The 13,956-nt window shown below is 59.6% G+C and carries 10 protein-coding genes and 1 CRISPR repeat array; all 10 genes read right to left on the bottom strand.

What is annotated here, in order from left to right; genetic code table 11:
- Positions 1 to 14: 14 nt before the first annotated feature.
- The 10 genes from B5M42_RS04385 to cas2 all read right to left on the bottom strand — a co-directional run bounded on the left by B5M42_RS04385 (position 15) and on the right by cas2 (position 13,954).
- Positions 15 to 1,985, bottom strand: a complete 1,971-nt coding sequence (locus tag B5M42_RS04385) for a glycosyltransferase family 4 protein (protein ID WP_230632669.1) — start codon at positions 1,983 to 1,985, stop codon at positions 15 to 17.
- Positions 1,986 to 2,413: 428 nt separating this feature from the next.
- The gene (locus B5M42_RS04380) at positions 2,414 to 3,022 is read right to left on the bottom strand and encodes a hypothetical protein (RefSeq protein WP_134754738.1); all 609 of its coding nucleotides are present in this window, start codon (positions 3,020 to 3,022) and stop codon (positions 2,414 to 2,416) included.
- A gap of 13 nt (positions 3,023 to 3,035) precedes the next feature.
- Positions 3,036 to 4,196 carry a CgeB family protein gene (locus B5M42_RS04375; RefSeq protein WP_134754740.1) on the bottom strand — a complete coding sequence of 387 codons (1,161 nt, stop codon included), beginning with the start codon at positions 4,194 to 4,196 and terminating at the stop codon, positions 3,036 to 3,038.
- An 18-nt stretch (positions 4,197 to 4,214) separates the two neighbouring features.
- Positions 4,215 to 5,312: a CgeB family protein gene (locus B5M42_RS04370; protein WP_230632667.1), complete on the bottom strand. Its 1,098-nt coding sequence runs from the start codon at positions 5,310 to 5,312 to the stop codon at positions 4,215 to 4,217.
- A 50-nt stretch (positions 5,313 to 5,362) separates the two neighbouring features.
- The gene (gene rfbD, locus B5M42_RS04365) at positions 5,363 to 6,211 is read right to left on the bottom strand and encodes a dTDP-4-dehydrorhamnose reductase (protein WP_167690078.1); all 849 of its coding nucleotides are present in this window, start codon (positions 6,209 to 6,211) and stop codon (positions 5,363 to 5,365) included.
- Positions 6,212 to 6,512: 301 nt separating this feature from the next.
- A complete protein-coding gene (locus B5M42_RS04360) occupies positions 6,513 to 7,232 on the bottom strand; it encodes a sugar phosphate nucleotidyltransferase (RefSeq protein ID WP_134754744.1) in 720 nt (239 codons plus the stop codon).
- 247 nt (positions 7,233 to 7,479) lie between these two features.
- Positions 7,480 to 8,580, bottom strand: coding sequence for a hypothetical protein (locus B5M42_RS04355; RefSeq protein ID WP_134754746.1), 1,101 nt, complete (start codon positions 8,578 to 8,580; stop codon positions 7,480 to 7,482).
- Positions 8,581 to 8,824: 244 nt separating this feature from the next.
- Positions 8,825 to 11,116: a 5-methyltetrahydropteroyltriglutamate--homocysteine S-methyltransferase gene (metE, locus tag B5M42_RS04350; protein ID WP_134754748.1), complete on the bottom strand. Its 2,292-nt coding sequence runs from the start codon at positions 11,114 to 11,116 to the stop codon at positions 8,825 to 8,827.
- A 145-nt stretch (positions 11,117 to 11,261) separates the two neighbouring features.
- Positions 11,262 to 12,164, bottom strand: coding sequence for a LysR family transcriptional regulator (locus tag B5M42_RS04345; protein WP_134754750.1), 903 nt, complete (start codon positions 12,162 to 12,164; stop codon positions 11,262 to 11,264).
- A gap of 28 nt (positions 12,165 to 12,192) precedes the next feature.
- A CRISPR array of direct repeats spans positions 12,193 to 13,429; the repeat unit is 32 nt; unit sequence GTTTCAATCCACGCTCCCGCGCGGGGAGCGAC.
- 231 nt (positions 13,430 to 13,660) lie between these two features.
- Positions 13,661 to 13,954 (bottom strand): CRISPR-associated endonuclease Cas2, encoded by a 294-nt coding sequence (gene cas2, locus B5M42_RS04340; protein WP_134754752.1) that lies wholly within the window; start codon positions 13,952 to 13,954, stop codon positions 13,661 to 13,663.
- Positions 13,955 to 13,956: the final 2 nt, after the last annotated feature.

Raw genomic sequence — 13,956 nt, 5'->3', positions numbered from 1 at the left:
AATGGTCGTTCGCTTCAGGCGCTTCTTGCGCGTTGAGTGCGCGAGCCAGTGCGGGTACGGCCGGCTCGGGCACGGCCGGCTCGGCCGCGGCCGACTCGGGCACGGCCGGCTCGGGCGCCGCCGGCTCGGGCACGGCCGGCTCGGGCACGGCCGGCTCGGGCGCCGCCGGCTCGGGCGCCGCCGGCTCGGGCGCGGCCGGCTCGGATGCGGCCGGCTCGGATGCGGCCGGCTCGGGCGCGGCCGGCTCGGGCGCGGCCGGCTCGGGCGCGGCCGGCTCGGATGCGGCCGACTCGGGCGCGGCTGGCCCACGTGCGGCTCGCTCTGACTCCCCCTGTTTGGACGCGTCCCCGGCGCAACCGCAGACGCTTGTGACCGCGTATCCGGGCGGCATCTGCGAGCGGCGGGCCGGCAGGAAACGCAGCAAGCGCTGCATCCGAGAGCGGCACGACGTTTTCCATCGCAAAGCCTTCTCGATGCAAGGCCCGTACTGAAGGCACCGCATGCTTGCGGCCGTTCAGCAGCAAATATACGGTTGGCCCGCTACCCCGCGCCACAAATCGCGACGGTGCATGACCGGCAATCGGCTCGGTGGCTATAACCGGCGCTCCACTGGCAAATGCGCGCAGTTGGGCATCCGGAACGACGGTTACCCTATCGCTGCGCAAGCGGTAAAAGCGGAAGGTCTCTTCGCCCTGAATCGGCCGTTTGCTTCCCGCCTGCAAGCAAAAAATGACCTGGGACGACTCCCCTTTCAGCAGCGCCCCCTCGCCGAATGGTGGAACGGCCGGCCAGCCTTGATCGGCAAGACGGGTAATCTCCATCAACAGCTGCTCCAGCCGCTGGCGAAAGGCCTGGAGGCCGAAAACCTGCCGCACGCTCTCCCGGTTGCGCTCGCCTACGGTCTGACGAAGCCCGCGGTCTGCAGCGAGCTGCCCGACTCGCGCCGTCAGCTCGGCAATGTCCCCCGGCGCGGCCAAAAACGCCTCATTTCCGGTGGAGGTCAGCACCTCGGCAAGCCCGCCCGAACGATAAGCCACTACCGGCTTGCCGAAAATCAGCCCTTCAAGCGCCGTCAAGCCAAAGCCTTCGCTCAGCAGGCTGGGAATGACCACGATATCCATCGCGGGATAGAGCCGTTCGATATCGGGATGAAACGGAGCCAGCATAAAGCGCGAGGCATAGCCGGATTTTTCGATCAGCTTCATGCACTGTTCCATATAAAAGGGATCCACAGGCTTGCCGACCATCAGAAATCGCGTATCGGGGTACCCTGCGCACAAGGTAATGCCCATTTGAATAAAATGATCGAGACCTTTATTGGCGTAAATGTCGGATGAGATATAGCCGATGACCGTGTCTGTTTCACAAAGCCCCAGCTCGCTTCGGGCCTGATTGCGAGCAAAGGGCCAAAGCGAGGGATGAAACTGCTCCGGCTGCCAGGATGGCGGGAGCACGATCGTTTTGCTGGCGGCGGGATGTCCTTGGAAGGGCTGGAGCGTGGCGTGAGAAATGCCTGCAATGCAATCGGTCGAGCGATGAATCAAGTCGATGGAGTGAGAGGTGAATGCGTTGCTTTGGATAACCTCAGCAATGATCCAGATGACGGGGATGCCGGCTTTTTTGGCAGCTGCGGCGGGAAGAGCGTTCACACAGGTGTTCACAATAACGACGTCGGGCTGACGAATCAGCATCAAGTCGATGAGTTGGGCGGAGGCCGGATGCTTTTGAAGCTCGGCTGCCAGCTGCGGTAGTGCAGGCGAAGGGTGATACACGTCATACAGCAGCGGAAACGGCTGTACAAGGGTTGCTATTCCGGCGCGCCTCGCCTCTTCGGCCAGCATGCCCTCCCCCGGTACGACGAGCAGACAATCGACCCGATTGTTGAGTTCAGTGGCGATAAAAAGCAGCATTTTTTCCGCTCCGGTAATGTGATCGGGGCTGCAAATATGTGAAAACAGCATGACGCTTGGTTTCGCTTTGCTCACAGTAAGCTTCATACCCGTCGATGGCAACAGGTATGGAATTCACCTCCTGTCGTTCTAGGTAGTACCAATATATTAGACTGGCCTTTTATCCGCCACGACAGTTACCCCCGTGCATTCGTACAATTGCTGCGGCATCCGTACAAGGGCTGTACGCTCCGCTGCCGACCGTTGCTGGCGATGGACCTGGCGGATGCGGACTCCGGCAGCCAATTGCGAGCCGTATTGCGGCTGCGGGCCCCGGCCGGCACCGCGCTCCGGGAGTTGCGCGCGGTGCGGAACGCAGCCATGTACCGTAGCGAGCTCCGAATGCGCCTTCCGGTCGGCGACAGTCGCCTTACGGCCCGCACCGTGCTTCGGAGTTGCGCGCGGTGCGGAACGCAGCCCAATGCCGGTCCCAGCGCACCTTCCCACGGTGGATTCGGGCGCGTTTAGCCGGCCGCTTGCTGCTGTTGCTGTTCGAGGGCATAGCCTTCGGCAAAGCCGGTATTAAAGCCCTCGTTATAGCCTTGATCGAACGCGGCGTTGTAATGCGCGCCGTAGCCTCTGGCCGCCGGGGCAGCGGTACTGCCGCTCCGGCGGTGGCGGCGGCGGCGCAACGCAACGCCGCCCTTGGCTGCCGCGCGCGTACGGCCCGGCGCCGCTTGGCGGCGCGCCGTTTTCGCGCGCACTCCGCTGCGGGCGGCTGCTGCGCCGCCCGTGCTTTTGCGCCTGCGCAGCTTTGCCGCAGGCTTGCCCGCGCGGGCTCGCGCCCCCGCGCGCCTGGCTCGGCGCTTCACGCGCGCCCGCTCCTCGCCGGCCTCTCGCTTCGCGCTCACGCGCACCCGCTCCTCGCCGGCCTCTCGCTTCACGCCCACGCGCACCCGCTCCTCCCCGGCCTCCCGCTTCGCGCTCACGCGCGCCCGCTCCTCGCCGGCCTCTCGCTTCACGCCCACGCGCACGCGCTGCTCCTCGCCAGCCTCTCGCTTCGCGCTCACGCGCACCCGCTCCTCGCCGGCCTCACGCTCGCTGCTGCTCCCGCTTGCTTGTCGCTTGCGCATTGTCGTCCTCCTCTCAGGTTGCGGCCTGAACGCCTTCGCCAAACACCGTACACAGCAGCTGCGATAGCCGGTTCTCATACGTGTGATCGCGCAGCGTGCGCAGCAGACCGTTCAAGGCGATCCGCCGCCGCTCCTCTTCATGCTTCAAATAATAATCGAGCTTCGCCACCAGCTCCTCCGGCGACGCATACGTCACAATTTCCGCATCCGGCGTATAAAACTGCACCAAATCCTCGCGCATATCCGTCACCTGCAAAGCGCCGCAGCCGGAAATTTCAAACGTCCGCGGATTCGGCGACACCGCCTCGATCCGGCGGCTGTTGTTATTATAGGTCGTGTCGTCGTGCGCACGGTGCATATTGATTACAGTTTTGGCTCCGCTGTAGGCTTGCGCCGTTTCCGCCGGCCCCATCCAGGTATTTAAGCGAATGCTGCGGGCCAGCAGCTTGAACTGCTTGAGCCGGTCCCACCAGATGCCGGTAATGCCGACCTGGCGACGGGCCAAATACGGCGCAATCCGGTCGAATATGGCAATCCGGTTCCAATAGCCTGAGCCGATAAAAGCGATCTCCTTGCGTTGCGAAAGCGGCGCAGGCACCGGACGGAACAGCTGCGGCTGCACAGCGAACGGCAAATAGTGCGCTTGACTGCAGCCGTTATTGCGGTAATACGGCAGGCAATTTTTTTCCAGCGTGAACATGAAGTCATAATGCGGCGCCATTGGAATCGTATAATCGCTGTAGTAAGGATCGTCCGTCAGCCAAATCGCCGTACGCACGTCGGACGCGCGCACCCGGTCGACAAGCGGCAGCGGCATGTTCAGCCCGTCAAGCACCAGCATCAGATCGGGCCGGTGCAAAGCCACGAGCGTGTCGATGTCCGGGGCCGGACCGCCGAGCTGCACAGGATCACCCGGCATATGGCCGATAATCAGCTCCCGCACCAGCGGACGCAAGCTTTCGATAATCGCCTGGTCAATCGGCGCATAAGGAAAGCCCTTCCCCGAGGTCACAAACAACACGCTGACGTCCCAAAGCCCGCCCGGCGCGCGTTGCAGCGCAGCCTGCTGGATGACGGCTTCACAGCGGCCCAGATAAACTCCCGATTCATAGCCATGAGCGTAGCCTGCCGCAAGACCACGTCTCCAGCCGCGATGGTTCGTCGATAAAGCCATTGGCGGGTACCCTCCTTTCTATCCAAATACGATATCCAATAGCTGCGTCAGCCTTGCAGCATAGGAATGCTCCTCCACCGTGCGCCGCAGCCCGCCCAGCGCAATCCGCATCCGCTCCTCTTCATGCGCGAGATAATAGCTGATTTTAGCGATCAGCTCCGACGGAGAAACGAACGTTTCGATTTCCGCCCCCGGCGTGTAATAACGGTACAAATCATGCCGTACATCGGTAATTTGCAGCGTACCGCAAGCTGAAATTTCGAAGGTCCGCGGATTGACGGAATGCCCGGGCAGATTGCGGCTGTTTTTATTGAACACCTCGTCGTAGGTCAGCCGGTGAACATTGATCACAATTTTGGCGCCGTTGTAGTATTTGACCGTTTCTTCAATCGGAACCCACTGAAGCTTGATGCTCGATTCCAGCAGCCGGTAGCCAGCAAGCCGCTCCCAGAGCGCCCCGGCCAGCAGCACCTTTTTCCCCCGCAAAAAAGGCGTCAGCCGATTAAACAGCTCGATCCGGTTCGGAAACCCGTTGCCGATAAAGCAAATGTCCGAGCTATAGGACAAATCGGCATGCAGCGGCTTGAATACGTGCGGATTGGCCGCCAGCGGCAAATAATGCACCTGCGCGCAGCCCAGCTCGCGATAAAACGCCAGACAGCCCATTTCATGGGTAAACACATAGTCATAATGCCCGGCCAGATCTGCCGTATGATCGGTAAAATAAGGATCGTCCGCGTACCATACCGCAGTACGAATACCTTGCTCGCGCAGCTCGTCAAGCTGGGCGGCGTGCTCCGGCGGAAACACATGCAGCCCATTAAGCACCAGCACCAGATCCGGCCGTAGCGCCAGCGCCCGCTCCAGCATGTCGTAGGCCGTCGCCGCCTGCCACTGCCGGACGGTCTCCTGCAGCGCCTGCACAATGCCTTCGTCAATCGCGTCAAAGCCCTGCACGATGAACAGAACGCTCGCTTCCCGCAGCCGCACCGGAGGCGGCACGGCCGCATCAAGCACAGCCTGGCAGCGTCCCAGCCGCCGCCCCGCAGCCATTCCGACGCGCTGACCTGCCGACCGGCCGGCTTCCGCCTGCTCCGCAGCGCTTTTCATCTTCATCTCTCCACCTCCCGTCGCCGAACGATCTTCGGCGTAATGGCCCGCAATCGTCACCTGCCGAAATCATGCTGCAAAAAATGATCCAGCCCTGCCTTCCAATCCCGCAGCGTTTGAAAACCGTTCGCCGCCAGCGCCTTGCCGGCCAAGGCCGAGAACGGCGGGCTGACTGCGGCAAACGCACGCTCACCGCTTGGCACCGGCGTCACCACCTCCGGCTCAAGCCCGAGTCCGGTTACCAGATGCCGGGCCAGCTCGTAGCGCGAGCACCAGCCGGCATTCGCCGCATGATAGACGCCGTATTTATCGCTGGCCATCAGCTGCTCCAGCAAAACCGCCAAGTCGCGCACATATGTCGGTGAGCCGTATTGATCGTCCTCCGCCGTCAGCTTGCCTTCGGTCAGTGCCCGCTGCGCCGCTTGCGTAACCCAGCTGCTCCCGGACGCCCCATACAGCCATGAGGTGCGGACAATAAACAGCTTGTCGCAGCTGGCAGCGGCGAGCTTTTCGCCCAACAGCTTGGACTGTCCGTAGATGCTGCGCGGCTCGGGCCGGTCGTCTTCCTCATAGGGCGCTCCCTTCATCCCATCAAACACTTGATCGGTACTCAGGCACACGAGCTTGGCGTCGACGAGTTGGACCGCTTGGGCCAAGCGCCACGTTCCGATGGCGTTCACCTCGTAAGCGTGCTCGACTTCGCGCTCGGCGCGGTCCGCATCGGTAAACGCCGCCCCGTGGATGACGACATCCGGCCGCTCGGCTTGCAGCAGCGCTTCGGTCCGTTCAGCGTCGCGCACATCGAGCTGCTCGCGCATCAACGCCGTCACCTGATGGCGCGGTGCAAGCAAGCGCTGCAGCTCCCGGCCAAGCTGGCCGCCCGCCCCTGTCAGCAGCACCTTCATGGCGCTTCCGCTCCCAACAAGCGAGCCTTTACGCATGTCACGCCTGCGGCTGCGGTTACTTGGGTGGCTGAAGCTACAATGTGCGTCGCGCCTCCAGCGATTACTCGGGTGGCTGGAGTTACTGTGTGCGTCGCACCTGCTGCTCGGATGGCTGGAGCTACAGTGTGCGTCGCGCCTGCGGATACTTGGGTGGCTGGAGCTACAGTGTGCGTCGCACCTGCGGCCACTGCCGCTGCAGCTGCTGCGGCGCTGCTCCCAGCCCGCTCCTCTTGTCCCGGCAGACGACGTTCCGACCGGCCGCTCATTCCTCTTCCCGGCGTATCCACAACGCCGCTTGAAATAAGGATTCGTGCGTACCTGCATCGATCCACCAGCCGGACATGATCTGGTGGCCCAGCTGATTTTTCAAGGCGTACCCGTTGTTGACATCGGTAATTTCCAGCTCGCCGCGTCCGGAAGGAGCCAACTCGCGAATCAAATCAAACACCTGCGAGTCGTACACGTAAATGCCGGTCACCGCATAGCTGGAAGCAGGGTTGGTCGGTTTTTCAATAATGGACGCAATGCGGCCGTCCTGCAGCGTCGGCACCCCATAGCGCTCGGGGTCATGAACCTTTTTCAGAAACACCATCGCTCCGCTGTTTTGCTGTCGATAGGCGTCTAGAAACGGCTTCAGCGGCTCCTCAAACAAATTGTCGCCCAGCAGCACGACGAACGATTCCCCCGGTTGAACAAAGCCCTCTGCCAGCCCCAGCGCCTGCGCAATGCCGCCGGCCTGCTCCTGGATTTTGTAGGTCATGCGCACCCCGAATTCGTCGCCGCTGCCGAGATACTCCAGATACAAGCCAGCCGACTGCTTGCCGGTTACGAGCAAAATATCCGTTACCCCCGCAGCGCTCAGCTTCTCGATCGCGTATTGAATCATAGGCCGCTCGCCAACCGGCAGCAGATGCTTGTTGATCAGTTTCGTCATTGGGCGCAGTCGGCTGCCCGTACCTCCCGCCAGTACCACACCTTTCACAAGGCGCACCCCTTTCCACAAAACGTTATCGTCATCCCTTTCATGATATGCGCCAATGCAGACGCGGAATGGACGTATACCGTGGACAAGAAAATTGGATGCATACCCGGCAAAAACCAGCGACTTTCCCGTTGCGGGAGAACGCGGCCACAAATAGAAATAAGCCACCTAAGAGGGCTTAGGTGGCTTAGGTGGCTTAGGTGGCTTAGGTGGCTTGCTTCTTATCTATACTAGCGCAAGCAGTCGCTTACAGCGCCAGATCGATTTGCTGCAGCGTGCCGGCTCCGCCGTTCTCGCGAAGGTACACGCCCGTGCGGCGAACGACGCCCTGCGTATCGTTCTGGGTATTTTTGAGCGTAAACTCGGTTTGCTCCGAGCCCAAATAAATCGCGCCGACGCCGGCTTGCCCCAGCGCGACCAAATAGTCGGTTCCCGACTCATCCTTCATCCACAGCTGCAGCTTGTCGAAAACCGCGTCGTTTTCATCAATCCAGCCGTTATTGTCCTGGTCGTAGGCACTCAGATCGGCGAAGCCGTTGCCGCTGGCGACGCCAAACAGCTCGCTGCCGTCATCGACCTTGCCATTGCCGTTGCGGTCCAGCACCAGGAAGGCGCTGCCCGGCTGCACGAAGGCAATCTGCTCCTCCTTGCCGTCGCCGTTCAGGTCAAAGGCGTACTTCTGCTGCGTCAACGATGTCGGCGCGCCGCTCAGGTTCATCACCAACGGGTCGCACAGCTGCGGCTGATCGCCGGCGCGAATGCTCACCTGCGAGACGGATTCGTATTGCCGCTGCATGTTCAAATCGACGGCAAAACGGATTTCCCGACCATCGGCCGTTGTGACCGTGCCTGCAGCCTGATATTGCATTTGCTCCGCTTCGATGTGGTGCTCCGTGCGGTCGTAGGTCAATCCCCAGCCGACGCGAACGCCGGGTCTGACCGTCATGGCCGCCCCCGTTCCGCCCGCAGCGCCATCAAGCGTCACCTTCTTGGGTACGATCAGCTTGATTTTCTTGCCGGTTGTCGATTCGATGAACGATTCAATCATTTGAATCTTCAGCTTGTCCTTATCGCTCAGCTCGTTGTCATCCTCGTCCTTGCAGGCGGCTTGGGCCGAGCCCGTTTGACCGTTGCCTGCACCGGCCGGCGTCCGGTCGGGCGTCGTCGTCTGGCTTCTCTCGAACATCTGGCGGGCTTCGCCCGAGATCGTGATGCTGGATTGCACCGTATCCATTTGCAGCACCGCGCCGGTCCGTGTGTTGGTCACGCGCAGATGTTCTTCTGTCGTTTGCGCGTCTACACGGGCATGCACGCTGTTCATTGCGATGCTGGATTGCTTGATTTGCATAAATCCGCACCTCCTGATTCCACTTGTTAGTAGATATATCGGAAAGGTTTGGCAGCATGTTTAGTCCCAATTACCCATTAGCATAAAAAAATTCGGGCATCCCCGGGACTCCGGTCTTGCGGCAAAGGGGCCTATGCAGGGCTCCCGGAGCACGGCGCAGACGTACATATGCCGTCAGACACACGATGCGGCGCGTATTGCCATTCAGGCAGCACGCGCCGCGGACGGAACGTTATACAGTGCGCTAGACGAGCACCTGCTTATATTTTTCCCGCGCCAGATGAGCCGCTTCGACCATACGCTGCAAGGAAGCGACGGTTTCTTGATAACCGCGCGTTTTGAGGCCGCAGTCCGGATTGATCCAGAACAGCTCGGGAGCCAGCGCCGCCAATGCTCGGTCGATCATGCCGGTCATCTCATTCAGCTCCGGCACGCGCGGACTGTGAATATCGTAGACGCCCAAGCCGATGCCTTTACCATACGTATTCACTTCAAAGCTGCCGATCAATTCGCCGTGGCTGCGCGAGGTCTCGATCGAAATCACATCCGCGTCCATTGCATCAATCGAATCAATCATATCGTGAAATTCGCAATAGCACATATGCGTATGGATTTGCGTCTCGTCCCGCACCGTGCAGGTGGCCAGCCGGAAGGCCCGCACCGCCCACTCCAGATAATTCGCCTGCTTCGACGCCTTCAGCGGCAAGCCTTCGCGCACAGCCGGCTCGTCGACTTGAATCATCCCGATGCCTGCAGCTTCCAGCGCCTCAACCTCCTGCCGCAGCGCATAGGCCAACTGGTACGCAATCTGCTCGCGGGAAATATCCTCGCGGACGAACGACCAGTTCATGATCGTGATCGGTCCCGTGAGCATCCCCTTCACCGGACGCTGGGTCAGCGATTGCGCGTAACGGGTTTCCTCAACGGTCATTGGCCCTTCGAACGCTACATCTCCGTAAATAATCGGCGGCTTCACGCAGCGGGAGCCGTACGACTGTACCCAGCCGTTTTTCGTAAAGACAAAGCCCGCCAGCTTTTCCCCGAAAAACTCCACCATATCCGTCCGCTCAAATTCGCCGTGTACGAGCACGTCAATGCCGATCTCCTCTTGAATTTGCACCCAACGGTCGATCTGCTCGCGGATGAATCCATTGTATTGCTCGGCGTTCCATTCGCCGCGACGCCACAACTGGCGCGCCTTGCGCACTTCAGCCGACTGCGGGAAGCTGCCGATGGTCGTCGTCGGGAACAGCGGCAGCTGCCACTTGGCCCGCTGAATCGCGTTGCGCTCGGCAAACGGCTTGTTGCGCTGCGGCTCCTGTGCCGCAATGGCCGCTGCAGCCGTGCGAATATCCTGCCGGCTGCGCGAAGCCGAGCGGTTCAGCGCTTGCACCGCTTCGTCGTAAGCCGCCAGCTCGGCGTCAGTTTCGCCGTCGCCGCCCAAGGCGCGCGTCAGCAGCGCCAGCTCGGCGAGCTTTTCGTCGGCAAACGCAAGCGCAGCGTGCAGCTCGGGCGCGAGGCCGGTCTCTTTTTGCAGCGAAACCGGAACATGCAGCAGGCTGCACGACGTCTGCGCGATCAGCTGCTCCGGCTGGACAAAAGCGGACAGCTCATCCAGCAGCGCTTTTTTGTCCAATAAAGCCGCCTTCCAGATGCCCCGTCCGTCGATAACTCCTGCGCCAAGCACCTTGTCGGCCGGAAAGCCATACTCTCTCACTGCGGCCAGATTGCCCTCCAGCCCATGCACGAAATCGAGGCCGATGCCGTGAACCGGCAGCTCGATAAGCGCAGAGTACGCTTCCGCCGATTCGAAATACGTTTGCAGTAGCAGCTTCAGCCCCGGCGCCGCAGCCGTCAGCGCAGCGCAGATTTTGTGGAGCCGCTGTACATCCGCTTCATCCGTCTTGGTCACGAGAATCGGCTCATCGAGCTGCACCCACTGCACGCCTTCGCGCTCAAGCTCCTGCACGATCTGCGCATACAGCGGTAGCAGCCGATCCAGCCAGGCGTCCAGCCCTTGCTCCGCATAGCCCTTGGACAGCTTGAGGAACGTCAGCGGGCCGAGCAGCACCGGCCGCCCTTCAATGCCCAGCTCCGCTTTCGCCTCGCGGTAAGCGAGCAGCGGTTTATTTTCCGTCAACTGCGGCTCTGCGCCCTCCAGCTCCGGCACAATATAGTGATAATTGGTGTTGAACCATTTCGTCATTTCGCAAGCCGTCGCATCCTTCGTGCCGCGAGCCATGCCGTAGTAAATCGCTCTGGACACCGCGCCGCCCTGATAAGAAGCAAAACGCTTGGGCACGATGCCGAACATCACCGCTGTATCCAGCACATGATCGTAATAGCTGAAATCGCCAACCGGAATGAAATCCGCGCCGCTTTCCTTGATCTTCCGCAAATGCTGCAAACGGATGCCGGTCAACTGCAGGTCCAGCTCCTGCTCATCCAGCTTGCCTGCCCAATGATCCTCTAATGCTTTTTTCCATTCCCGGTTCTCTCCGATGCGCGGATAGCCGAGTACACCACTTTTTGCCATCTGTTCATTTCCCCTTTGCTCAACCATTGATTGATAAGCTCAACGATATCACGATGGCTTGATGGACAGGTAACTGCTAATTCCTATACCTTGATATAGCTAAAAACTATAGCAAAAAGCAAACAAAGACGGTTTCCCCGTCCAGCTAAGCGCGAATCGCCTGCTTGAGCGCCTCCACATAGGCTTCGCCTAGCATGGATAACGCCACATTGCGATGCGCGATCCAGCCAACATCAATCGATTCCTCGCAATCCAACGGAACAGGAATTATCTCATTGCCGTTCAAATCGGAGCTGAGCACCCCGGTTGAAATCGTATAACCATTCAGCCCGATCAGCAGATTGAACAGCGTGGCGCGGTCGTTCACGCGAATGCTTTTTTTATGCGATAACGTACTGAGAATCTCCTCGGAAAAATGAAACGAATTGTATTCGCCCTGCTCGAAGCTCAAATACGGGTATTGCTGGAGCTGCTCCATCGTCACCATCGACTGCCGGGCCAGCGGGTTGTTCACACTGATAAAAATATGCGGCTTCGCCACAAACAAGCTGTGAAACTCCAGATTCGCGGCCTTTAGCATCTTGCTCATAACCTTTTCGTTAAATTCATTCAGATACAAAATCCCGATTTCACTGCGGAAGCTTTGAACATCTTCAATGATTTCGTAGGTTTTCGTCTCGCGAAGCGCCAGCTCGTACTCCTCATGCCCGTATTGCTGAACCAGACTCACAAACGCATTCACCGCAAACGCATAATGCTGGGTCGACACAGAAAAATGCTGCGGCGACGGCTTCGCATTCAAATACCGGCTCTCCAGCAGCTCCGCCTGCTCCACCACTTGCCTCGCGTATCGCAAAAACTCCGCGCCCTCCTTGGACAACGAAATCCCTTTATTCGACCTTGCAAAAATGGCAATGCCCATCTCCACCTCCAGATCGCGGATCGCGTTGGACAGGCTGGGCTGGGAAATAAACAGCCGGCGAGCGGCTTCGTTGATTGAGCCCTGTTTTACAACTTCGAGCACGTATTTGAGTTGCTGAAGTGTCATGCGTTCACCTGCTTGTGCTGTTGATGTGGTTTCCATGCACGCTCCCGCGCGGGGAGCGACTTAAGTTGGGTAAGCCTAATCTATACGATGGGCGCGGTTTCAATCCACGCTCCCGCGCGGAGAGGGACCCCGAACATTTTCATTAAAGCCACCCCTCCCCCAATGTTTCAATCCACGCTCCCGCGCGGGGAGCGACATAGATGTTGGATTGAGACATGACGCCAATCGCCGTTTCAATCCACGCTCCCGCGCGGGGAGCGACCATTTTTTCGCTTGATCAAGTTCAAGGCCATAATGTTTCAATCCACGCTCCCGCGCGGGGAGCGACAATGAGCGCTGAAATCGTAAATCAAGCTGATAAAGTTTCAATCCACGCTCCCGCGCGGGGAGCGACGTGAGCGCAGCCCAAAAAACAGGCACGTACTCCAGTGTTTCAATCCACGCTCCCGCGCGGGGAGCGACATTTATCGCGCCGAATATATTTTTGCTGATTATGTGTTTCAATCCACGCTCCCGCGCGGGGAGCGACCAGAAGCGGAAGTACAGATCGAGATCACGGACGATGTTTCAATCCACGCTCCCGCGCGGGGAGCGACAGCACAACAAAATATGCAACCGCGCGTATTCGCTGTTTCAATCCACGCTCCCGCGCGGGGAGCGACCCAGAGTGGGCAACAAGGTCGGCCAGAAGGTCGTCGTTTCAATCCACGCTCCCGCGCGGGGAGCGACGTTAACCCCCTAAAGTACGCCTGTGCAGGCGTCTAGTTTCAATCCACGCTCCCGCGCGGGGAGCGACGCTGGCTGCTGGGCTAGTCCCCTCCCCCACGCCGGTTTCAATCCACGCTCCCGCGCGGGGAGCGACGTAGGTTCTGCTTGATCCTGCGTTTGGTTTGGTCGGTTTCAATCCACGCTCCCGCGCGGGGAGCGACTATTGGGAATATTTTGGATAAGATAGGTAAGATGTGTTTCAATCCACGCTCCCGCGCGGGGAGCGACGGGAGCTGAGTGCCGGGCCAGCGTGCCGGCAAATCGTTTCAATCCACGCTCCCGCGCGGGGAGCGACCTTATGTCTTTTTGATTCAATGGGGTGAAGGATGGTTTCAATCCACGCTCCCGCGCGGGGAGCGACTACGAAGCACTTCCACGTCGCACAATTCACAGCCGAGGGTTTCAATCCACGCTCCCGCGCGGGGAGCGACGGATGACTCCTTTAACCAACTACCGTACGTTCATGTTTCAATCCACGCTCCCGCGCGGGGAGCGACAGCATGGGCCGCAAAGCCTTGTCCCGCAAGGCTTTGCGGCCCTATTTGCGCGAACCTCGAATCGAGCCTCCGCAAGATAAGCTAAAATCATTGTATCACATGCCTTGAAAGCCTGTCTGCATCGTACTAAACCCATACGGGACAAGGCTTTGCCCATCTCCGCGGCATTTGCGCGAACCTCCCGGGGTTTTCATGTGCGCTTGGGGTTCGCGCAAGGCAAATCGGCCTCGTTTACTCCACCCAAAGCAGCCCTTCAGGGTCGTATGCCTCCTTCACGCCGATATGCTCGACGCGTTTTTTCCAATTGCTGCCGAGCATATAATAGCGCAAGCTATCTTTTTCAGGATCAATGATCTGCTCCAATTGCGTGCGCATTTGCTTGAATTGCAAAGGGTCAACCAAACATTCGAACACTGAATTTTGCACGCGTTGCCCGTAATTCAAACAGGTTTTGGCCACCTGACGCAGCCGTCGTTTGCCTTGCGCGCTTAACGTTTCTACATCATACGTAATCAGCACCATCATAG

The organism is Paenibacillus athensensis (assembly GCF_004514475.2).
Lineage (GTDB): Bacteria > Bacillota > Bacilli > Paenibacillales > NBRC-103111 > Paenibacillus_AL > Paenibacillus_AL athensensis.
The sequence above is the reverse complement of the archived record's forward strand: the minus strand, read 5'-3'. Positions and strand labels throughout refer to the sequence as shown.

Excerpts from the sequence above, each read along its gene's own strand:
- B5M42_RS04380 (WP_134754738.1), bottom strand. The coding sequence starts at position 3,022 with ATGCGCAAGCGACAAGCAAGCGGGAGCAGCAGCGAGCGTGAGGCCGGC.
- B5M42_RS04375 (WP_134754740.1), bottom strand. The coding sequence starts at position 4,196 with ATGGCTTTATCGACGAACCATCGCGGCTGGAGACGTGGTCTTGCGGCA.
- B5M42_RS04370 (WP_230632667.1), bottom strand. The coding sequence starts at position 5,312 with ATGAAGATGAAAAGCGCTGCGGAGCAGGCGGAAGCCGGCCGGTCGGCA.
- rfbD (WP_167690078.1), bottom strand. The coding sequence starts at position 6,211 with ATGAAGGTGCTGCTGACAGGGGCGGGCGGCCAGCTTGGCCGGGAGCTG.
- B5M42_RS04355 (WP_134754746.1), bottom strand. The coding sequence starts at position 8,580 with ATGCAAATCAAGCAATCCAGCATCGCAATGAACAGCGTGCATGCCCGT.
- metE (WP_134754748.1), bottom strand. The coding sequence starts at position 11,116 with ATGGCAAAAAGTGGTGTACTCGGCTATCCGCGCATCGGAGAGAACCGG.
- B5M42_RS04345 (WP_134754750.1), bottom strand. The coding sequence starts at position 12,164 with ATGACACTTCAGCAACTCAAATACGTGCTCGAAGTTGTAAAACAGGGC.
- cas2 (WP_134754752.1), bottom strand. The coding sequence starts at position 13,954 with ATGATGGTGCTGATTACGTATGATGTAGAAACGTTAAGCGCGCAAGGC.